The organism is Flavobacterium sp. WC2430 (genome assembly GCF_040822075.1).
Taxonomy (GTDB): Bacteria; Bacteroidota; Bacteroidia; order Flavobacteriales; family Flavobacteriaceae; genus Flavobacterium.
Map to the genome: position 1 here is coordinate 169,990 of NZ_CP162007.1, position 22,606 is coordinate 192,595.

At 32.4% G+C, this 22,606-nt stretch carries 21 protein-coding genes; 4 read left to right on the forward strand and 17 right to left on the reverse strand.

From position 1 onward, the window contains the following. Window positions 1-35: 35 nt before the first annotated feature. From ftsA to AB3G36_RS00855, 12 genes are read right to left on the reverse strand one after another with little or no spacing between them, the layout of a single operon-like run. Complete coding sequence (gene ftsA, locus AB3G36_RS00800) at window positions 36-1,415, reverse strand: cell division protein FtsA (RefSeq protein ID WP_367755049.1); 1,380 nt, start codon at window positions 1,413-1,415, stop codon at window positions 36-38. A gap of 7 nt (window positions 1,416-1,422) precedes the next feature. Beyond that, window positions 1,423-2,145, reverse strand: coding sequence for a cell division protein FtsQ/DivIB (locus AB3G36_RS00805; RefSeq protein ID WP_367755051.1), 723 nt, complete (start codon window positions 2,143-2,145; stop codon window positions 1,423-1,425). Next, window positions 2,132-3,481, reverse strand: a complete 1,350-nt coding sequence (gene murC, locus AB3G36_RS00810) for a UDP-N-acetylmuramate--L-alanine ligase (protein ID WP_367755053.1) — start codon at window positions 3,479-3,481, stop codon at window positions 2,132-2,134. The genes AB3G36_RS00805 and murC overlap by 14 nt, the downstream gene beginning before the upstream one ends. A 36-nt stretch (window positions 3,482-3,517) precedes the next feature. Further along, entirely contained in the window at window positions 3,518-4,612 is a 1,095-nt protein-coding gene (gene murG / locus AB3G36_RS00815) for an undecaprenyldiphospho-muramoylpentapeptide beta-N-acetylglucosaminyltransferase (RefSeq protein WP_367755054.1), read from the reverse strand. Window positions 4,613-4,652: 40 nt separating this feature from the next. After that, window positions 4,653-5,942: an FtsW/RodA/SpoVE family cell cycle protein gene (locus AB3G36_RS00820; protein ID WP_367755056.1), complete on the reverse strand. Its 1,290-nt coding sequence runs from the start codon at window positions 5,940-5,942 to the stop codon at window positions 4,653-4,655. A gap of 60 nt (window positions 5,943-6,002) precedes the next feature. Beyond that, entirely contained in the window at window positions 6,003-7,334 is a 1,332-nt protein-coding gene (gene murD / locus AB3G36_RS00825; RefSeq protein WP_367755058.1) for a UDP-N-acetylmuramoyl-L-alanine--D-glutamate ligase, read from the reverse strand. Between the two features lies 1 nt (window position 7,335). Next, window positions 7,336-8,565, reverse strand: coding sequence for a phospho-N-acetylmuramoyl-pentapeptide-transferase (gene mraY, locus AB3G36_RS00830; protein ID WP_367755060.1), 1,230 nt, complete (start codon window positions 8,563-8,565; stop codon window positions 7,336-7,338). 6 nt (window positions 8,566-8,571) lie between these two features. Then, on the reverse strand, window positions 8,572-10,035 hold the full coding sequence (locus AB3G36_RS00835) for a UDP-N-acetylmuramoyl-L-alanyl-D-glutamate--2,6-diaminopimelate ligase (RefSeq protein ID WP_367755062.1): 1,464 nt from the start codon (window positions 10,033-10,035) through the stop codon (window positions 8,572-8,574). Next, window positions 10,032-12,035 carry a penicillin-binding protein gene (locus tag AB3G36_RS00840; RefSeq protein WP_367755064.1) on the reverse strand — a complete coding sequence of 668 codons (2,004 nt, stop codon included), beginning with the start codon at window positions 12,033-12,035 and terminating at the stop codon, window positions 10,032-10,034. Before AB3G36_RS00840 ends, AB3G36_RS00835 begins: the two co-directional genes overlap by 4 nt. Next, entirely contained in the window at window positions 12,026-12,373 is a 348-nt protein-coding gene (locus AB3G36_RS00845) for an FtsL-like putative cell division protein (protein ID WP_367755066.1), read from the reverse strand. Before AB3G36_RS00845 ends, AB3G36_RS00840 begins: the two co-directional genes overlap by 10 nt. 9 nt (window positions 12,374-12,382) lie before the next feature. Beyond that, window positions 12,383-13,291: a 16S rRNA (cytosine(1402)-N(4))-methyltransferase RsmH gene (gene rsmH / locus AB3G36_RS00850; RefSeq protein WP_367755068.1), complete on the reverse strand. Its 909-nt coding sequence runs from the start codon at window positions 13,289-13,291 to the stop codon at window positions 12,383-12,385. Next, window positions 13,266-13,739, reverse strand: a complete 474-nt coding sequence (locus tag AB3G36_RS00855) for a division/cell wall cluster transcriptional repressor MraZ (protein WP_367755070.1) — start codon at window positions 13,737-13,739, stop codon at window positions 13,266-13,268. The genes rsmH and AB3G36_RS00855 overlap by 26 nt, the downstream gene beginning before the upstream one ends. 387 nt (window positions 13,740-14,126) lie before the next feature. Between AB3G36_RS00855 and AB3G36_RS00860 the strand changes: the two genes are divergently transcribed. Both AB3G36_RS00860 and yihA read left to right on the forward strand, forming a co-directional pair. Next, window positions 14,127-14,900, forward strand: coding sequence for an alpha/beta fold hydrolase (locus AB3G36_RS00860; RefSeq protein WP_367755072.1), 774 nt, complete (start codon window positions 14,127-14,129; stop codon window positions 14,898-14,900). A gap of 31 nt (window positions 14,901-14,931) precedes the next feature. After that, entirely contained in the window at window positions 14,932-15,552 is a 621-nt protein-coding gene (yihA, locus tag AB3G36_RS00865; RefSeq protein WP_367755074.1) for a ribosome biogenesis GTP-binding protein YihA/YsxC, read from the forward strand. A 97-nt stretch (window positions 15,553-15,649) separates the two neighbouring features. Here the strand turns inward: yihA and AB3G36_RS00870 are convergent, their stop codons facing one another. From AB3G36_RS00870 to gldB, 3 genes are all read right to left on the reverse strand, one after another. After that, complete coding sequence (locus tag AB3G36_RS00870; protein ID WP_367755076.1) at window positions 15,650-16,270, reverse strand: hypothetical protein; 621 nt, start codon at window positions 16,268-16,270, stop codon at window positions 15,650-15,652. Window positions 16,271-16,539: 269 nt separating this feature from the next. Then, window positions 16,540-16,875, reverse strand: a complete 336-nt coding sequence (gldC, locus tag AB3G36_RS00875; protein ID WP_367755078.1) for a gliding motility protein GldC — start codon at window positions 16,873-16,875, stop codon at window positions 16,540-16,542. Further along, entirely contained in the window at window positions 16,875-17,831 is a 957-nt protein-coding gene (gene gldB / locus AB3G36_RS00880) for a gliding motility lipoprotein GldB (RefSeq protein WP_367755080.1), read from the reverse strand. Before gldB ends, gldC begins: the two co-directional genes overlap by 1 nt. Before the next feature lie 98 nt (window positions 17,832-17,929). Between gldB and nadE the strand changes: the two genes are divergently transcribed. Both nadE and AB3G36_RS00890 read left to right on the forward strand, forming a co-directional pair. Then, window positions 17,930-18,730 carry an NAD(+) synthase gene (gene nadE, locus AB3G36_RS00885; RefSeq protein ID WP_367755082.1) on the forward strand — a complete coding sequence of 267 codons (801 nt, stop codon included), beginning with the start codon at window positions 17,930-17,932 and terminating at the stop codon, window positions 18,728-18,730. A 92-nt stretch (window positions 18,731-18,822) separates the two neighbouring features. Then, window positions 18,823-19,452 carry a LuxR C-terminal-related transcriptional regulator gene (locus tag AB3G36_RS00890; protein WP_367755084.1) on the forward strand — a complete coding sequence of 210 codons (630 nt, stop codon included), beginning with the start codon at window positions 18,823-18,825 and terminating at the stop codon, window positions 19,450-19,452. On the opposite strand, the gene dnaG is transcribed toward AB3G36_RS00890, so the two are convergent. Then, window positions 19,449-21,425 (reverse strand): DNA primase, encoded by a 1,977-nt coding sequence (gene dnaG, locus AB3G36_RS00895; RefSeq protein WP_367755086.1) that lies wholly within the window; start codon window positions 21,423-21,425, stop codon window positions 19,449-19,451. The genes AB3G36_RS00890 and dnaG overlap by 4 nt on opposite strands. A 110-nt stretch (window positions 21,426-21,535) precedes the next feature. Further along, window positions 21,536-22,600, reverse strand: a complete 1,065-nt coding sequence (locus tag AB3G36_RS00900; RefSeq protein ID WP_367755088.1) for a hypothetical protein — start codon at window positions 22,598-22,600, stop codon at window positions 21,536-21,538. Window positions 22,601-22,606 lie beyond the last annotated feature (6 nt).

The window sequence follows — 22,606 nt, forward strand, 5'->3', positions numbered from 1 at the left end:
TTATTAATTGTTGTTCTATTTTATTTAGGTTTCCCCTATTCCGCGTTGTCTAAAAAATCTTTAATCTTATCTACATATCGGTCAAAAAAAGATCTTTTTATTTTATCTCCTGTAGACTCTTCCTTCTTGGCATGATTAATCCTTTTTTCTTCTTCATTTTCTTCAGGAATATCCTGATAACTTTCGGCAATTGGAGCGCGATAAACTGGAGCTTTTGGTTGTGGCACCTCTTCCTTTCTAATAGCGCTTTGCGTTTTATTTTCAATGCTATTCATTACTAATCCTACAGCCGTAGCATATAATGGGCTTGAAAACTCTTCATCAGAATCACCTGCTAAATGCTCATTAGGATATCCAATTCTAGTATCCATTCCAGTAATGTATTCCACTAACTGCTTAATATGCTTTAATTGTGCTCCACCACCAGTAAGTACTATTCCTGCAATTAGTTTTTTACGAGGATCTTCATGACCATACGCTTTAATTTCAGTAAAAACTTGCTCCACAATTTCAACAACGCGTGCGTGGATTATTTTTGACAAATTCTTTAAAGAAATTTCTTTAGGTTCTCTCCCTCTTAATCCAGGTATAGAAACAATTTCATTGTCTTTATTTTCACCTGGCCAAGCTGAACCAAACTTTACTTTTAATAATTCTGCTTGTTTTTCAATAATAGAACACCCTTCTTTTATATCATCAGAAATTACATTTCCACCAAAAGGAATTACTGCTGTATGACGAATAATCCCGTCTTTAAAAATAGCTAAATCTGTTGTTCCTCCACCTATATCAATCAAAGCTACACCCGCTTCTTTTTCTTCTTGACTTAGGACTGCATCTGAAGATGCTAATGGTTCTAATGTCAATCCAGATAATTCAATTCCCGAACTCTGAATACAACGACCCACATTTCTTATAGAGGACGCTTGACCAACGACAACATGAAAACTAGATTCTAGTCTGCCACCGTACATCCCTATTGGCTCTTTAATTTCAGACTGCCCATCAATTTTAAATTCTTGTGGTAAAACATGGATTATTTCTTCTCCAGGTAACATGGCCAACTTATTTACTTGATCAATTAGCAATTGAATATCATCACCACCTATCACTTCTTCTGGATTACTTCTGCTGATATAATCAGTATGCTGAATACTTCGGATGTGCTGTCCAGCAATTCCTACAACTACATCTTTTATTTTATACCCTGAATTATTTTCTGCTTCATGTATTGCTTGCTGAATGGACTGAATTGTTTGAGTAATATTGTTTACAACACCTCTTGCAACACCCAAACTTTTAGATTTACCTACGCCTAAAATTTCAAGTTTACCATATTCGTTTTTTTTGCCAATCATGGCAACAATCTTGGTAGTCCCAATATCTAGACCCACTGCAATATTCTCTTTTTCCATTATCTATTTATTTTGTACAAACTACTTGTTTAGTAAATCTCAGGTCAATCTTTTTATATTTATATAAAGAACTATCTAAAACTGCTTTTTGAAAAAAGGCCTTGTAATCTTTGAATTTTTGGTCCACATTTACCAATCTTCCAAAATCAATTTGATAATTAAAATTTCTATTGAACATTTTTAAGCTCCCATTAGGCATAATTTGAATCGCAATGATGTTTTTTTTCAAAAAATCATCGTCATAAATTACATGAAATAATTGAGCTAAATCTTCGCTATTTTTTTTATTTATCTCCCCCGAAACAAGTAGAACTCTAGCTGTAAAATTATCTGATAATGGCATCTTACCCCCTTCATAGTCAACATAAAAAGAGTGGTCACCTTCGAAAACCCTTGCTATAGGAGTCTTTTGTTTTACTACTGCTTTTAGAACACCATCAATACTTACAAACACATCTGATTTCTCAATCATAGCATTTGAATCCAGTATCCTTTCCAGCTTATTCAAATCTAATTTATCTTTTTCAATGCTTGAAGCATTCTCTTTATTTTCTATTAACAATTTATTAACCGTTTCTCTTTTCACAAAAAGAGCGTTATCTCCTACAAAAACAACTACGGATTTCTTTAATTTTCTATGTTCATTTCGATTTGACGTAAATGAAAACAGGAAAATTACTAATCCTAACATAAGAAATAATCTAATATTTGTCCAGTTAAATATTCTCATTTAGCGCTTGTTTTATTGACACTACCATTTCCCCAATATCACCTGCTCCAATAGTAACAATTATTTGAGCATTACTTTCCAAAATAGTCTTTATTACCTCTTCTTTTTGAACTAATTTTTTATGCTGATTATCAATTTTAGACAGCAACCAATCCGAAGTAATTCCCTCTATTGGTAATTCACGGGCCGGATAAATATCCATTAAAATAACTTCGTCAAAATTAGACAAACTTTTGGCAAAATCATCAGCAAAATCCCTTGTTCTACTAAATAAATGAGGCTGAAATACAGCCAAAACTTTTTTATCAGGATACAATTCTCTTACTGCCTGATGCACAGCATCAATCTCAGTAGGGTGATGCGCATAGTCATCAATGTAAACTAAGTTTTTTCTTTTAATTTGATACGAAAACCTTCTCTTAACTCCTTTAAATGATGCTAAGGCTACTGCAATGGCCTCGGTTGGGGTGCCGAATATTTCAGCCATTGCAATAGCCATTAAAGCATTCATCAAATTGTGTCTTCCTGGTAAACCAAAACGAAAATCTTTTAAAATCCCTTTTGGAGTATTTATATCAAAAACATAACTCCCATTTTCAATTCGCACATTAAAGACATTGTAAACAGCATCTTCATTTACCGCAACTGTCACCCCTTTTAAAGGCAAATCTTTAGTGATAAATAATTTATTTTTATCCTCAATTTTATTTGCAAATTCTACAAACGATTCTTCTATAGCATCACTTGTCCCATAAATATCTAAATGATCTGCATCCATAGATGTGACACAAGCAATATTAGGATGCAAATGCAAAAAAGAACGATCGAATTCATCCGCTTCAACTACCGTAACTGTTTTACCACTACCTATTAAATTCGAATTATAATTTTCTACAATTCCTCCAATAAAAGCTGTTACATCAACCCCACTTTCATATAAAATGTGCCCTAGAATACTTGATGTTGTTGTTTTTCCATGTGTACCTGCCACAGCAAAGCAAAAAGTGTCTTTTGTTATTATACCTAAAACTTCCGCTCTCTTTTTTACTTGATATTCTCTTTCCAAAAAATAATTCCATTCAGAATGCATTTTTGGTACAGCTGGCGTAATAATCACCAAAGTATTTTCTACATAAAAATTTTTCGGAATTAAATCAATATTATCCTCAAAATGAATTTCAATTCCACTTTCAATCAATTCTTTCGTCAGTGTAGTTGGAGTCTTGTCATAGCCAGAAACTTGCTTACCGATATTCTTAAAATACCGTGCCAAAGCACTCATTCCGATGCCACCAATACCGATGAAATAGACGTTATGTATTTGATTTAAATTCATTGTTTTTAATATCTTAAAGTCCGTTGAACTTACTATTTACTGTTTTTTGATTAATTTCACAATTTCATCAGCAATTTGCTTTGTTGCCTCCGGCATTGCTAATTGTTTTATATTTTCACTTAACTGTTTTTGCTTTCCTTCATCTTTTAAAAGTGCTTCAAAAACAAGACTGAATTGAGAATCCAAATCTGATTCTTTTAAAAGCAATGCTCCTTTTTTGTCAACAATTGCTTTTGCATTTTTTGTCTGATGGTCTTCTGCCACATTCGGTGATGGAATAAACAGCACCGGTTTTCCAACAATACATAATTCTGATACGGATGAAGCACCAGCACGTGAAATAATAATATCTGCTGCTGCATAAACAAAATCCATTCTTTCGATAAAAGAAACAACCTGAACATTTTCCGTATTGTATTTTTTATAATCTTCGTAATATAATTTTCCGCATTGCCAGATAATCTGAACATTTTGAGAAACAATCTTATCTAATTCTTTTTCAATTAATTGATTCATTCTTCTAGCACCCAGACTTCCTCCAAGAACAAGCAACGTCTTTTTATTAGGATCTAAATTAAAATATTCAATTGCGTCCCCTCTTTTACTTTCGATATCAATCAAATCCTGACGAACTGGGTTACCCGTAAAAACCATTTTTTCTTTTGGAAAAAAACGCTCTAAATTTTCATAGGCAACACAAATAGCACTTGCCTTTTTGCTCAATAACTTATTTGTAATTCCAGGATAAGAATTTTGTTCTTGAATTACAGTAGGTATGCCCATTGTATTAGCTACTTGTAATAATGGTCCACTAGCAAAACCGCCTGTACCAATAACTACATCTGGTTTAAAATCCTTAAGTATCATTCTGGATTTCCATAAACTATCAACTAATTTAAAGGGAAACATCGCGTTTTTTAAATTAATCTGACGTTGTAAACCAGCAATCCACAATCCTTTTATATTGTAACCCGCTTGAGGAACTTTTTGCATTTCCATTTTATCTTTGGCTCCCACAAAAAGGAATTCAGCATTAGGGAAACGCATTTTTAATTCATTAGCAATAGCAATTGCAGGATATATATGTCCTCCCGTTCCTCCACCACTTAATATGAATTTATATTGTTTCATTTAATTTAAAATTACTGTTATGACATACTTCAATTAAATATTATTTATTCATCACCGCATCCATAGGATTTCCAGCTTTATCTTCAATAGAATAATCTGAATTGATTTCCTCTTCAGAAGCTAGCTCAGCATCAATTAATTTTTGAAGCGCTTCTTCTCTTTTAGCTGCTACTTTTAATTCTTCCTCTATTTCTTCGTCTTTTTTAGTCACACTTATAATGATACCGAGTGCAAAGCACGTCATCCAAATGGAACTTCCTCCACTACTGATCAAGGGTAACGTTTGCCCTGTAACCGGCAGTAACTCTACAGCTACGGCCATATTTATCATAGCTTGAAATATCATTGGAAAACCGAGTCCTATGACGACTAATTTTCCAAATAAGGTATTGGCTTTATGCGAAGCAATGACAAAACGGAATAATAGTAGAAGATATAAGGTAAGAACACCAAACCCTCCTATTAAACCGTATTCTTCGACTATGATAGCATAAATAAAATCAGAAGAAGATTGTGGTAAAAAATTCTTTTGAACACTTTTCCCCGGTCCTAATCCATAAATTTTGCCTGAAGCAATAGCAATTTTGGCTTTCTCAATTTGGTAATCATCTTCGTCTGGTTTGTCAGTTGTAAAATTTTCAATTCGACTACTCCACGTACTTACCCTACTAAAAAATCTAGAATCAGGAAACGCTTTGGAAACAAGCACAAAAAAGGCAAGAAAAACAATACCTGAACCAATTATAAAACCAATATATTTTATTGGGTATTTACCAATAAAAACAAGCATAATTACCATTGAAAATATCAAGGCTGTTGTAGAAAAATTGGCAGGTAAAATAAACATTAAAGTTATAAATACGGGAATCCAAAGTTCTTTTAAAGATTCTTTAAAATCAATTGGTTCTTCTCGAGTTTTAGATAAATACCTAGCAACATAAATGAACAATACTAAGGATGCTAATGTTGATGTTTGAAATGTAATGCCCACAAACGGAATTTGAATCCATCGACTTGCATTAGCACCTGCAATTACCGTTCCTTTGATTAAGGTGTAAGCCAATAAAATCCAAACAACTGGTAATCCTACTTTAGAAATAGCTCTGAAATAATGATACGGCACTTTATGAACTAAATAAATAATCGTAAATCCAATGCAAATATGAGCCAAATGTTTTACCAAATAACCCAATGTATTACCAGTTCCATGACCTAAATAGGCCAAATTACTACTGGCACTAAAAACAGGCATAAACGAAAACAGCGCTAATAAAGCCACGAATGACCATATTACTTTATCTCCTTTTAAATTACCTATTAATTGCTTCATTTCAAAATTTGTTTAAAGTTTAAAAATGTTCAACCTTACCCTTTATAATTTACCTTCTTTCTATAAGTTTTGTACCGCTTGTTTAAATTGTTTTCCTCTATCCTCATAGTTTTCAAACAAATCAAAACTTGCACATGCAGGCGATAACAATACAGTATCCCCTTTTTCGGTCAAACGCTGCGCCATTCTTACGGCATCATTCATATTGGTAACTTCAACCATAATATCAACTACATTTCCAAAAGCATCTATTATTTTTTTATTATCGATTCCTAAACAAATAATTGCTTTTACTTTTTCACGAACTAATGACATCAATTCATTATAATCATTCCCTTTATCGACACCACCTACAATCCACACTGTTGGTGTGTTCATACTGTCTAAAGCAAAGAAAGTAGCATTTACATTTGTCGCTTTTGAATCATTGATATATTGAACATTTTGAATTTTCAATACTTTCTCCAAACGGTGCTCTACTCCTTGGAAATTAGATAAACTTTCACGAATTGTTGCTTTTCTTATTTGCATCAATTTAGCCACAGAGGTTGCTGCCATTGCATTTTTCATATTATGTTTTCCTTCCAAAGCAATTGACTCCGTGTCCATTTTAAATTCCTCTTGGTTAATTGATATTTCCATTATGTTGTTTTTGATAAATGCTCCTTCACTAAAAGTTTTTGTTAATGAAAAAGGGATTAGTTTTGCTTTTGTTTTATTTTTCTTTAGCCATTCATTAATAGCCACGTCATCTGCGTCATATATGAGGTAATCATCCTCTGTTTGATTCATTGTTATTCTAAATTTTGAATCAATATAATTTTCGTATTTGTAATCGTATCGATCTAAATGATCCGGACTAATATTGGTAATAACTGCTATATGAGGTTTGTAATCTTTAATGCCATCCAATTGAAAACTACTTAATTCTAACACATACGAATCAAATGTGTCATCAGCTACTTGCCAGGCAAAACTCTTTCCAATATTACCCCCCAAACCGACATTCAATCCAGCCGATTTTAACAAATGATAGGCTAACATTGTCGTCGTAGTCTTCCCATTACTTCCAGTTATCCCTATTGTTATTGCTTTTGTAAAAGGAGCCGCAAATTCTATTTCTGATATCACAGGGATCCCTTTTTCGATTAGTTTTTTAACAATTGGAGCTTTTTCTGGAATACCAGGGCTTTTCATAACCACATTAGCATTCAAAATCAAATCCTCAGTATGTTGTTCGTCTTCGAAATCAATACCATTACTTACAAGAACTTCTTTATAGTTTTCTTTTATCTTGCCAAAATCAGACACAAAAACATCATATCCTTTTTTCTTACCTAGGATTGCTGTTCCTACTCCGCTTTCTCCTCCGCCTAATACAACTAGCCTCATGTTATCTTAATTTTAAAGTAACAATTGAAAGTATCGCTAACATGATAGCTACAATCCAAAAACGAGTTACAATTTTACTTTCATGATAGCCCTTCTTTTGATAGTGATGATGTAAAGGAGCCATTAGAAATATTCTTCGTCCTTCACCAAAACGTTTCTTGGTATATTTAAAATAGGTCACTTGCAATACCACCGAAAAATTCTCAACTAAAAACACTCCGCAAAATAATGGAATCAACATTTCTTTTCGAACTGCAATCGCTAAGACGGCAATAATCCCACCTATAGTTAAACTTCCAGTATCTCCCATAAATACAGATGCTGGATACGAATTATACCATAGAAATCCAATTAGTGCCCCTGTAAAAGAGGCGATAAAAACCGTCATCTCGCCAGAATTAGGGATGTACATAATATTCAAGTAATTGGAGAATATAATATTTCCAGAAACGAAAGTAAAAATACCTAATGCCAGTACGGATATTGCCGAAGTTCCCGCGGCGAGTCCATCTATACCGTCAGTTAAATTAGCCCCATTAGAAACTGCTGTTATAATAAAAATCACAATAGGAATAAAGATTACCCAAGCCCATTTTTCATATCCTTCTCCAGTCCAAGCTAATAATTCAGCATAATCAAATTCATTGTTTTTAAAAAATGGAATTGTAGTCGCTGTCGACTTTTCTTCCAAAGGAGCTTCGTAAATAACATTCTCAGTGGTCATCTTAAAAACATCACTTTTACCCGTATCAGTACGTACTGTTACACTTGGATTAAAATATAGAACTGTCCCAACAATTAAACCTAACCCCACTTGTCCAAAAACTTTAAAAATCCCTTTTAGTCCTTGCTTGTCTTTTTTGAAAATTTTTATATAGTCGTCTACAAAACCAATTGTCCCCATCCATAAAGTCGTAACAATCAACAAGACGATATAAATATTATGCAATTTTGCGAATAACATAACTGGTAACAATGTGGCAAATATGATGATTAACCCCCCCATTGTAGGAGTACCAGCTTTTTCGTTTTGCCCAGCCAAACCTAGTTCTCTAACTGTTTCACCTACTTGCTGATTGCGTAAAAAATTGATAATTCTTTTACCATAAACAGTAGATAATAATAGTGATAATAAGAAAGCCAATGCCGATCTAAAAGTGATGTATTGAAAAACACCAGTTCCAGAAACATTCATCGTTTTATCTAAATATTCAAATAAGTAATACAGCATATTTTACTATTTATGAAGTTGTTCTAATATTTCTTTTACAATTTTCATATCATCAAAATCATGGCGAATTCCCATAATTTCTTGATATGTTTCATGTCCTTTTCCTGCTATTAAAATAATATCATTGGGTTGAGCCAATTGACAAGCTGTTTTTATAGCTTGTTTTCTATCAGTAATTGTCAAGATCTTTTTATAGTTTTGAGGAGCAACACCCGTTTCCATCTCAGTTAGAATAGTATCTGGGTCTTCATTTCTAGGGTTATCGGATGTAAGAATTACTTTGTCACTTAAATCAGAAGCAATCCCAGCCATGATAGGACGTTTGGTTTTATCTCTGTTGCCTCCACAACCCACAACTGTAATCAATTGTTCGTTTTTTGTACGAATATCATTTATTGTTTTCAAAACATTTTCTAGCGCATCTGGAGTATGTGCATAGTCCACAATGGCAGTAATATTAGAATCTGAAACGATATATTGAAATCTTCCCGAAACACTTTCCAATTCAGATAACAATCTTAAAGTTTCTAAACTATCTAAACCTAATTCAATGGCAGTACCGTAAATCGCCAAAACATTGTAAGCGTTAAAAGTCCCTATTAATTTTACCCAAACTTCATTCCCATCAATTTTCAACAACAATCCTGACAATTGATTTTCTAGGATTTGAGTTTTATAATCAGCATACGATTTTAATGCATAGGTGCGCTTTTTGGCCACTGTGTTTTGCAACATAATTGCCCCATTTTTATCATCAATATTAGATAATGCAAATGCCGTTTTTGGAAGATGATCAAAAAAAGATTTTTTCACATCTCTGTATTCAGCAAAAGTGGGATGGTAATCCAAGTGATCGTGTGATAAATTAGTAAAAACTCCACCCGCAAAAAATAATGCCTCTGTTCTTTTCTGATGAATTCCATGTGAACTCACTTCCATAAAACAATAATCAACATTGGCCGCTTTCATTTCAGCCAAGTAATAGTTGATTGTTATAGAATCTGGTGTTGTATGAGTTGCCTTATATTCAACATCATCAACCATTATTTTAACCGTAGACAATAACCCAACTTTAAACCCTGCTTTTTTAAACAATTGATACAATAAAGAAGCAATTGTAGTTTTTCCATTGGTTCCTGTAATCCCTACTAATTTTAAACTTTCCGAAGGATTTCCAAAATAATTAGCCGCCATATAAGCCAAAGCCTTGTTTGTATCCAATACTTGCACGTAGGTCACTCCCTTTACTAAAGTTTCAGGAAATGCATCGCAAACAATTGCTTTAGCACCTAAATCAATTGCTTTTTGAATAAAATCGTGACCGTCCGAAATAGCCCCACGAATAGCTATAAAAATATCATTTTGCTCTATTTTCCTAGAATCAAAATCAATTTTGTTAATAGCAATATCCGTTGAACCGTTTATAGACTCAATAGCTACTTTATATAATATGTCTTTTAGTATAATCACAATAATTCTAATGTTATAGTTGTGTTTTTTATTATATTCTGACCCGCTTGAAGCGATTGCGTTTTTACTTTCCCCATTCCTACCGCTTTTACCTTAATGCCTAGATTTTCTAATAAAGCAACTGCATCCATTCCTGGCATCCCTTTAACATCAGGAACGAGTTCTTGTTGTTTTTGTAATTTAGCAAAGTAATTGTTATAGCTATCTTCTTGTTTTGGGACTTTCTTATTTAATTTTTTAATTTCATTAGTCGAAGGCACATCTGTAAATATTTTTTGTGCAATTCGCTTAAAAACTGGACCAGCAACATCGGCACCATAATAATTATTGTTCACTGTACTAGGCTTATGCACGACTACAATACACGAATATTTAGGATGATCTGCAGGGAAGTACCCTACAAATGAAGAGGCATAGTATTTTCCTGCTCCTCCATCTTTGGCATAATTAACGGCAGCAGTTCCCGTTTTTCCAGCCATTGAAAATTCTTTGGAAAACAATTTAGAAGCCGTTCCTTTTTTAACCACATTAGCCAAGACTGCTTTTACTTTCAATAGAGTTTCCTTAGAACATATCTTAGGATTAATTACTTCTTTTTCGACCTTTACAATCGTTTTATTCCATTCTTTAATTTCAGAAACAAATTGTGGTTTCACCATTTCACCATTATTTGCTACAGCGTTATAAAAAGCCAACGTTTGCATAGGGGTTACTGACACTCCATATCCAAAAGCCATCCAAGGAAGCGAAATATTAGACCAGCTCTTATCCGTTGGTTGCGGAATAAATGGTCTCCCTTCCCCTTCAAAGTCCATATTCAATTTTTTATTCAATCCATACGAATTAACGTGGTTTACAAACTTGGTAGGATTATTTTTATAATTATCATAAACCGCTTGAACCATTACCGTATTTGAAGACAACTCAAAACCTCTAGCCAATGAGATCTTACCATATCCTCCTGTATGAGAATCCCTTACCGATTTTCCGGAATATTTAACTACCCCACCATGTGTATCATAAACAGTACTTGTATCCGCCACTTTATCTTCAAGAATAGCCATTAAATCAGCCAATTTGAACGTTGATCCCGGCTCATGCGATTCAGCTACAGCATAATTTGTAGTTTCATAGTAAGTACCATCGTTAGCTCTTCCTAAATTAGCTATCGCTTTTACCTTACCAGTTTGAGTTTCCATCACGACAACACAACCATGATCCGCTTGGTAATCTTCCAATTGCTTCAATAAAGCATGATGTGCAATATCTTGAATATAAACGTCAATAGTCGAAATTACATCGTAACCATCCTGAGGATCTACTTCATTTATATCACGTATGGGTTTCCATTGCCCTTTCGCAATTTTTTGTTTTAAGATTTTACCGTCTTTACCGTTAAGATATTTTCTATATGCCCATTCAATTCCTTTACCATCAGAAGTTCCATTTGAATTTCGACGCTCATAGCCAATCGTTCTTTCAGCTATTTTTCCAATAGGATGCTCTCTAACGGTCTTTTGTTCGACAATAATTCCTCCTTTGTAAGCTCCTAATTTGAATAAGGGAAATCCTTTTATTTTAATATAATCGGTATAACTTAAATCACGAGAAATCAAATAATATCTATTATTATTTGCTCTAGCTCTTCTTAATTCATTTTGATAAAAACTACTCGGTTTATCTAGAACTGTAGCTAAAGAATCTGATAATGCTTGAACATTTTTTTCGAATACTTCTGCTTTTGGTGCCAAAGCATCGAAACGTATTTCATAATTAGGAATCGAAGTAGCCAATAAACTCCCATCAGATGAATAAATATTTCCTTTATTAGAAGGAATTACAAAATTCTTAACCGTTCTTTCTTTGGCTAATTTTCTATAATAATCCCCTTCAACCCATTGAATATTTGTCAATTTTACAGCTATCGCAATTGCTATCAAAAAAATAGCAAATGCAACCAGATAGATTCGGTACGATATGTATTTATCTTCTACTGCCATAATTTTTTAAGAAAACTTTTCTCTTCTTCTTTTTTTACTTTTATTTTAATTGGAGGAACTGTCGACGGAAAAATATCTTTTTCAATCATCTTTTCAGAAACAGTTGACTCCATTTTTAACTTCATTAACTGTGAACGTCTGTCTACAAATTCGGAACGCAGTTCTTTCACCTCAGTTGTTAATTGAGCTATTTGAAAAACCTTTTGTTCAAAACGTTGTGTATTTGCAATCATAATTATAGCTAGTAATATCAAAAAAACTATAAAACGCCAGTTTTTTACCGCATCATCATCGATAAGAAACCTAGCTTTCAATATACCGTAAATGCCTTTTTTCATTACGTTAAATTATTTCTTTTCGGCTATTCTTAGTTTTGCACTTCTTGCCCTATTGTTAATTTTAATTTCCTCATCTCCAGGAACAATTAATTTACCTATCGTTTTAAATGGAACAGAAAAATTACCAAAAAAATCACGCTCAGGCTCTCCATCAAACATTCCGTTTTTCATGAATCGCTTCACTAATCTATCTTCTAAAGAATGATATGAAATAACACTCAACCTTCCACCTGGATTTAAAATTTCTAATGATTGCTCCAAAAATTCCTTTAAAACATCCATCTCTTGATTCACTTCAATTCGAATAGCTTGGTAGATTTGAGCTAAAATTTTATTCCTAACTCTATCTGGTAAATATTTTGCCAAAACTTCTTTTAGCGCATCGGTTGTTTTTATTGGATGCACTTCTCTTGCCTCCACAATTGTTCTTGCCAAAACAGGCGCGTTTTTCAACTCACCATAATCTAAAAAAACTCTTTTTAAATCCGCTTCATCATACTCATTTACCACTCTGTACGCATTCAAATCATTTTTTTGACTCATCCTCATATCCAATTCAGCATCAAATCGAGTTGAAAACCCTCTCTCCGCAACATCAAATTGATGTGAAGAAACACCTAAATCACCCAAAATTCCATCTACACTTTTCACTCCGTAAAAACGTAAAAAACGCTTAATAAATCTGAAATTTTCATTAATCAACACAAAACGATCATCATGCAACGTATTCTCTAAAGCATCTTCATCTTGATCAAATGCAAAAAGCTTTCCTTCAGGGCCTAACCTACTCAAAATCTCCTTAGAATGCCCGCCACCACCGAAGGTCACATCTACATATATACCGTCAGGCTTGATATTTAAACCATCTACAGATTCCTTAAGTAAAACCGGATTATGATATTCCATTGTCGTCGTCATTTATATTTCCCATTACATCTTCTGCCAAATCAGCAAAATCAACATCTTCTCCGCTTATTGATCTTTCATATAAATCTTTATCCCAGATTTCAACAATATTTACTGCTGATGAAAAAACAACATCTTTTGCAATATTTGCAAAAACAACTAAATCTTTAGGAACTAATAATCTTCCCAAAGAATCAATCTCAACAATTTTAACTCCCGCAGTGAACCTGCGTATAAAATCATTGTTCTTTTTAACAAATCGATTTAACTTATTAATTTTCAACATCATAAAATCCCATTCTTCCATGGGATACAGCTCAAGACACGGTTGAAAAACAGAACGCTTCAAAACAAAACCGTTTTGAAGAGATGGCGCCAATTGCTTTTTCAAAGGAGCTGGTAACAGCACCCTTCCTTTAGCATCGACCTTACATTCATATGTTCCAACAATTGTATTCAAACAAATAGCTTTTAAATGATATAGAGCAAAAATATGAAAAATATTACCACTATTTACCACTATATCCCACTTTGTTGATAAGTTTACCCGCTTTTAGAGAAAACACCTTAATTTTTGGACTGTCAGACTGTTAGCATCTTAATAATTTAAGTGTAAGAATATTCAGGCTATCGAAAAAGTGAGCAAATTATAATCAATAATTTAACGTTAAGACGATACTATTTGTATTACAAAAAGTATCGCGAAAATTGTAATCCAAAGGATTTTGAAGCAATCCATCTATTAAAAAATAAATGATTAATTATATACTCAAAAATCGCATTCAAAAATTCTTTTTAATTTATTAAATCATATATTTGTGAAAATTGAAAAATCGCATTCATAAACATGGAAAAAAACTATAAGAAAGAAGGCAGATACAGTTATTATGAAGCTGGAGAAGGAACGCCTATCGTAATTTTACACGGGCTAATGGGTGGACTAAGCAATTTTGATGCAGTTGCTGAACACTTTTCTGATAAAGGATATAAAATAGTTATTCCAGACTTACCATTATATACTCAAAATATTTTAAAAACTAATGTTAAAAATTTCGCTAAATACGTTAAAGACTTTATTACTTTCAAAGGTTTTGACAGAGTGATTCTTTTAGGAAACTCATTAGGGGGACATATCGCATTGTACCATACAAAAATGTATCCCGAAAAAGTAGCGGGACTTGTAATTACAGGAAGTTCTGGGCTTTACGAAAGTGCAATGGGAGACAGCTACCCAAAAAGAGGTGATTATGAATACATTAAGAAAAAAGCCGAAGATGTATTTTACGATCCTAAAGTAGCAACCCCTGAACTTATTGACGAAGTATATGCCTCCGTTAATGACCGAATAAAATTAATAAAAACGCTAACGATAGCTAAAAGTGCGATTAGACACAATATGGCAAAAGATTTACCTAAGATGCATGTACAAACGTGTATTATCTGGGGTAAGAATGACAAAGTAACCCCTCCTGATGTTGCAGAAGAGTTTAACAAATTGTTACCTAACTCAACTCTATATTGGATTGACAAATGTGGCCACGCAGCAATGATGGAACAACCGGAAGAGTTCAATCGTTTGCTAGAAGACTGGTTAACACATACCCATTTATCAGTTCATTAAATTTATAAAGGAGAATTTATACCTAAAAAAAATGAAAATTAATACAGCCGAATTTGTAATTAGCAATTCAGATGTCTCAAAATGTCCTAAGGACTTTTTACCTGAATATGCTTTTATTGGCCGATCAAACGTAGGAAAGTCATCATTAATAAATATGTTGACCAACCAAAAAAAACTAGCTAAGACTTCTGGGCGACCTGGAAAAACACAACTGATAAACCACTTTTTAATAAACAACAATTGGTTCTTAGTTGATTTACCAGGATATGGATATGCTAAAGTTTCTAAAAAAACAAAATCAGTTTTTCAGCAATTTATTACGGATTATTTTGAAACAAGAGAGCAATTAGTTTGCGCCTTTGTTTTAATTGACATCCGACATGAAGCTCAAGCCATAGATGTTGAATTTATGTCTTATATGGGTGAAAGTGAAATTCCTTTTTGTATTGTTTTTACAAAAGCAGACAAAATTAGCAAAGTAAAAATTGACTCTCATATCGCAGCGTATAAAAAGAATATGTTTGCCAATAACTGGGCAGAAATGCCTCATTATTTCGTAACATCAGCTACTGAAAATATTGGAAAAGAAGAACTACTTTCCTATATAGACGAAGTAAATCAAGAAGTTTTCAAAAACAATGGACAGTTTTAAATTACTGTTCATTATCCACTTCAAAAAGAAGATTTTTATACCAAAAAAAGTACAGCTAGCGCTGTACTTTTTTTTTACTTTATATTTTAAAAAGAAACTATTTTGATTCCAACAAATGAATATTCTTTTTTGTACTTTCATCAATATCATCTTTTATTTCAAGATTTAGGACTTTCCATTCTTTATATATTAAATACTGATATAAAATATAGAACAAGGAATTAAAAAACCAAAAATCCAATAAGAATGGCTTAGTGAAAATCACTGAATCACTATTTCCACTTAAAAAGATACTAGCACTACTAGCCAAATAAAGTATTAAGCCGTTACAAAAATAAAAATAATCGCTTTTATCCTTTTTAATATTAAACACTAAAAACAAAATTCCATAACTAATTAACAATAGTGATGTAATACCAATTTCAAGCATATTAAATTGCCAATAAATAGATGGATCTATTGAATATTGAATTCCTAAAAAAAGAAGAACTACTATTAATAAAAATGCAACAATTTTTTTTAAAAGTCCAATTGAGAATATATTATAAAAAAACAGACTCATTGTAACAAATTGAAAAACAAAATAATAATGAGACAAATAAAAATTTTCTCCTGGCCTTAAAAAACCTATTAGATTGCAACAAAATTCAACAATAAACAACAAAATTAAATAAACAGTAATTATACGATACAAAACATCCTTGTTTTTTCTTGCCAAGTAAAATCGTATCCCGTTAATAAGCAAAAAAAACAAACCTACTAAACTAACAATAAATGGAAATAACATATCATCAAGATTTAATTGCAGACTAATTTAAAAATCAAATTTCCAATTGTACAACATCCCATTATACAATGTACTACATAACAAATATAACTAACTCATAAAAAAAACTAGCGCTAAAAATAAAATTTTCTGTTTTTTTGACATAAAAAAAGGATAGTTTAAAAAAACTACCCTTAAAATATTTCACTGTTTTATTGCCACTACTTTGTCAACTCTAATTTTTCTGCAAAATAATCACAAAAATCTTTCATTGTATCGGCCATTTTTTCATCACCTGTAGCACGATGAAAAGTATCTGACATAGCAACTAAGGTTTGATGAAAGAAAATTTTCATCTCATCGACTGGCATTTCTTTTGTCCATAAGTCAATACGCATACTTTCTTTAGTTTTACTGTCCCATACAGACAACATAATCGCTTTCGCTTCCTCTAATTCCACCCCACCATCTTTGGCAGACCAAAGTAATTTTTCTGGAACACGGTTTTCATCTAATTCTACTAGAAATTTAATTTCTGATCTATTTATATCTGACATTACTTCTTTGGTTTATATTTTGATTTTTCAAATATTTCTTTAGCATTTGCTTTTAATAATCCTTGCAAAGATACTTCATTGTTATTCATATATGAACGAACAATTTGCCATCCAATCCAAGAACCAACTCTTCCCGGAGACTCATTATCAATTTCCAAATAAAATTTAGAAAATGGTGCTGGGTTTATAAATCGAGGAATCAGTTTTTGATCATCACTATATAGCATTTCTTTTTCTATAAAATAACGCCATATATAACTTTCATTTTCCTCACACCATTTAATTTGCTCAGGCGTATATCCCATTTTATCCGCATCGCTATAATCAGGCAAAAACATATCTTTTAAATACAATTCTTTCCCAGCATAAACCATATCAGACAATAAACTCTTTTCTTGATTAGGTGTCGTTTTATATTTAAAAAAACCAGAAACTACATCAGGCATAATTTGTTCTTGTTCAAAATTTTGCTTGATATAATTAGGAAACTGATAAAACTTATGTTCTTTACCTAAATACATCTCAAGAGAAATGAGTACGAGACTATCCGCATAAATTGCTTTGTTATTGTAATCCATTTCAGATATAACGGTAATTATTTTTGGTGTTTTCGTTTTAGGAAAATAATACTTTATATGTTGAAAAAGCGAAGTTAATTCCGATTTTGTTGGCTCAAAATCAGCATATTTTTTTTGCACTTCACTATATAATTCACGCCACTGAGCGTTTTGCATTTTTTCTAACCAAACTTCATCATCATTCCCTAAAGGAAAGAAAAACGGAAACTCATTTTTTAGCTTATTTAAATCTTTGGGCTGGGATTCAAAAAACAGTTTATCAAAACGAACCACTTTTAACTCAACAGGAACTTCAGCTACTGCTTTTTCGATTTTGCTTTTTTGACCACAGGATAAAAAAAACAGAGATACAACAAAAGGAATTATATATATTTTCATTTTTTTAATTAAATTTGCATACGAAAAATAAGGCAAAAGTACATACTGCCAAATGACTTTGCAAATATACATTCCTCCTACCTAAAAGTTAAACTATTATGACAAAAAAAAATACTATTGAAGTTGAAAAAGTCAATACTCATATTGTAAACTGGTTAAAAACTTATGCTGAAAATTCAAAAGTAAATGGGTTTGTTATTGGAATTTCTGGTGGAGTGGACTCTGCTCTTACTTCCACTTTATGTGCCCAAACTGGATTACAGGTATTATGTGTCGAAATGCCAATTCATCAACACGAAAGCCATGTAAGTCGTGGACGAGAGCATATTAAACAACTAAAGGAAAGATTCCCAAATGTTTCTAGTGTTGAAGCTGACTTAACGTTGCTTTTTGAAACTTTCAAAAAAGCGATGCCTACAAACGTAGAAGATTGTAAACTCCCTATCACACTAGCTAACACTAGAGCACGTTTACGAATGACAACTTTATATTATTTCGCAGGAATTCACGGTTTGTTAGTTGCTGGGACAGGGAATAAAGTAGAAGATTTTGGCGTTGGTTTTTATACAAAATATGGTGACGGAGGAGTTGATCTCAGTCCAATTGCAGATTTAATGAAATCAGACGTTTTTGCGTTGGCAGCATATTTAAAGGTACCCAATTCCATTTTAGAAGCCACACCATCAGACGGCCTATTTGGAGACGAAAAAACGGATGAAGAACAACTAGGTGCAAGTTATGACGAATTAGAATGGGCGATGCTAGTTGATGAACAAGATAAATCTCAAGAAAATTTTACCGAAAGAGAAAAAATAGTTTACGAAATTTACAAAAGGTTAAACAAAATCAATCAGCATAAAATGAATCCTATACCAGTTTGTTTACTTAATCGGGATTAATCGCATTTTATCAGAAATAAATAGTGATTATCTATTTTTTTAACTAACTTTAATGACATCGTTCAGTAAAAAACTCTTAAAAAAACAATATTATGATAAAAGTTTGTTTAGCAGATAACTATCCGGTAGTGCATTTTGGAGTAAAGTCTTACTTCAAGGACCATAGTGAAATTTCAATTACCGCAAATGTGGGAAGTTTTTTAATGATTAGAGATATTCTACTCACTAAGGATATTGATGTTTTAATTTTAGACTTAGAATTGGAAGGCCTTTCAAGTATTTTTGAAGTAAAATCAATTTTGAAAAATTTTCCAAAAACAAAAATTATAATCTTCAGTGGACTATCTGAACAAATATATGCGCCAAATGCAATTAAGGCGGGTGTATCTGGATTTGTTCATAAAAAAGAAAAATTAGAAACACTTGGTCTATCCATTATAAAAGTCTACCAAGGTAAGATTATAATGAATGAGACCGTTAAGAAAAACCTTGCTTTAATTGCCAAACAAAGTAAAAGTGAACGACTGTATAGAAAACTATCCAATCGCGAAGTAGAAGTGCTGCGTTATTTAAGTGGCGGGAAAAAGAACCATGAAATTGCAGAAATCCTAAATCTTAACGAAAAAACAATCAGTACCTATAAATTACGATTGTTAACCAAATTAAACGTAACCAATCTAGTAGATTTAGTTGATAAAGCAAAAAAGCTAGAAATCGTTTAATTAAATCTTGACATAACTCGTCCTAATTTTTTTGAAAAAGCATGAGTTAAGCCATTATAATCTTGAATCATTGTCATAGGTTCTGTATTATCTGCATCAGCTGATATTGAACCTTTTAATTCCTCAATAATCCTGCCTACTAGATACCAACGCAATGTCAAAATAGTTTCAGAAACATTTTGAGCAATGGTGTCATTTTTTGATTTGGGAAAAATATTTTGCCCCTCCCAATTGTGCATAACAAGCCTTTCCTCTTCCATCAAGATGTCTGTAACTTCTTGTGCAAATTCTGGCTGCAAATGCATTAAATATTGTTCTAAACTAAAAGAATCATTTTGGAGGTAATAATTTGTCAAGTCATTAAATATTTCTCTAAATAAAGGATTTGCTAATTGCACCTCATCTTCTTGTAGACTCAAATAAATTCTTTGAAAAACTTTAAATTCTCTTTTTTCAACAACCATGACAATCTCTCCTTCTTCATTAGTTTTCATGAATGTATCCTCAAACTCTTCTGTCTTATTGCCATACAAAAGTAATATTTCGATTATTTTTCGCTCCAAACGATAGAGAATATCGACTTTTTCAGCTTCAACTGGATTCTCATTTTTTATTACTTCAAAGGATTTTTTTCCTTGCTCCTGTTTTTGTTTTTTCCCAACCTCAACAACATCTTTTTGAACTAATTGAGCCAAAGTACTCACTAATACTTGTTCAGAAATATCCATTATTCTAGAACATTCCTGAATGTAAATTTCTCTTTGAATTCGATCTGGTATTTTCGAAATACTCTGTACCATATCTCGAATCAAATCGGCCTTTTTTATTGGGTCATTTTTGGCTTCATTCATCAACATTGAAGCTTTGAATTGTATAAAATCCTTCGCATTGTTTTCTAAATAAGCTACTAAATCATCATAAGAAGTTTTTTTGGCAAAACTATCTGGATCTTCTCCATCAGGAAAAGCACATACTTTTACATTCATCCCTTCTTCAAGAATCAAATCAATTCCACGAATAGCAGCACGAAGTCCAGCTGCATCACCATCAAAAAGTACTGTTATATTTTTTGTTAATCTATTCACCAAACGTATTTGGTCTGGAGTCAATGCTGTACCAGATGAGGAAACAACATTTTCTATGCCTGCTTGATTGAATTGGATAACATCCGTATACCCTTCGACTAAATAGCAGTTATTCAATTTAGCAATGGATTGTTTGGCTTGAAAAATACCATACAAAACTTTACTCTTATGGTAAATATCACTTTCAGGCGAATTGAGGTATTTTGCCGCTTTTTTATCATTGGTCAAAATACGTCCTCCAAAACCTAAAATCCGACCAGACATGCTTTCTATAGGGAACATTACTCTCCCTTTGAAGCGATCAAAAGGCCTGTCTTCTCTAGCAATAGTTAAACCTGTACTTTCTAAAAATTCTAATTTATACCCTTTACCTAATGCTTCTTTAGTAAATGCATCCCAACTTTCAGGAGAATAACCTAGACTAAATTTCTTAATAGTTTCATTTGTAAACCCTCTTTCTTTAAAATACGAATAGCCAATAGCTTTACCTTCCTCAGAGTTTAAAAGGGTCTTATGAAAATAGTCTTTGGCAAATTCAGAAACTAGATACATGCTCTCTCGAACATCAGTAATGGCTTTTTCCTCATCTGTTTGCTCCGTTTCTTCAATTTCAATATTGTATTTATTAGCCAAGTATCGAATGGCTTCAGGATAGGTAAAATGGGAATGTTCCATCAAGAATGCCACTGAATTTCCCCCTTTTCCCGAACTAAAATCCTTCCAAATACCTTTGGCAGGCGACACCATAAAGGAAGGGGAACGCTCGTCAGAAAACGGGCTCAAACCTTTAAAATTACTACCGGCGCGCTTTAAATTAACAAAATCACCAATAACCTCCTCTACTCGAGCAGTTTCGAAAACAGTATCTATAGTCGCTTTTGAAATCAATTTAATTAATGGTAAAAGTTATAAAAGGTCAAAGTTACAAAGTTTTTAAATAGTAAAACCCTTTCGAGATTCAATATCTGAAAGGGTTTATTAACTAACTCAAAACTATTCTAATTGAAATCAAAACGTAATCCTAGAGAAACATTATTTTGTTTTAGTACGTTTTCTTTAAATATGGGATTTAAATCATATTTAAGATACAAACTAGTTGCCTTGTACCCTACATATGTACTCAAACCGTAAATAAAATCATTGGTGTTAAAACCTCCTTTTAATTTATCAGTAACATCGTGATTATCGACTTGGTATTTTAAAATTTGTTTTGTTTTTAATCTTGTTCCTATATATCCTCCTAAACCAATTCTCCAAGATTGATGTGTTCTAAAATACGTTTGATCCTCTTTTGTCTTTTTTTCTGAAAAATCAAATTCGAAATGTAAAGGCAATACTAAATAAACATTTTTGAAACGAGCTTCCTCTATTTTTATACTATTACCCGCTGGGTCATTAGAATTTGCCTGCAAAACAGTTTGTTTACCGTTAACTTCAAAAAAACGATTATCAGTAGGTCGTAAATTGTTATACATCACTGAAAATCCATATTTTAAGTGCAACAGATTATTTTCTTTAAAAAGTCTTGTATTAGAGGTAAAACCCCATTCGTAAAAGTGAGATGCTAGATATCTAAAATCAGAATCTTTAACTTCACCTTCAGTTGCAACATTATTTAATCCCAATGCAAAAACAAATTGAGAAGTAGTTCTTTTTTCATTTCTATTATTATTCTCATACCCTTTATCTCCTTTTTCCCATTTCAATATTAATTTATACGGTTTTTTTAATGTATCTGATTCTGATATTTGGCCGTCTACTTTTTCTTGAACCAAATTTTTCAAAGCTTCTTGTTCTAGTGCTACTCTATTTTCGATATTAGTTGCCCTTACTTCTGCCAGCTTTCTCTTTCTTAGCTCTGCTTCTTCTTTCGTAATGTTTCCATTAATTAATTCATCATTGACCAAATCTACTTCTAATTTCAAAGCTGATTTCTCTTCATTGGTAATCATTTCGATCGTATTGGCAATTGATTTTGCCCTTTTTTCGAATGAATCTTGTGCCATCATTTTACTTGCTAAAAGGCATGTCAGAAGTACTAAGTAAATTGTAAAATTTCTCATGATAAT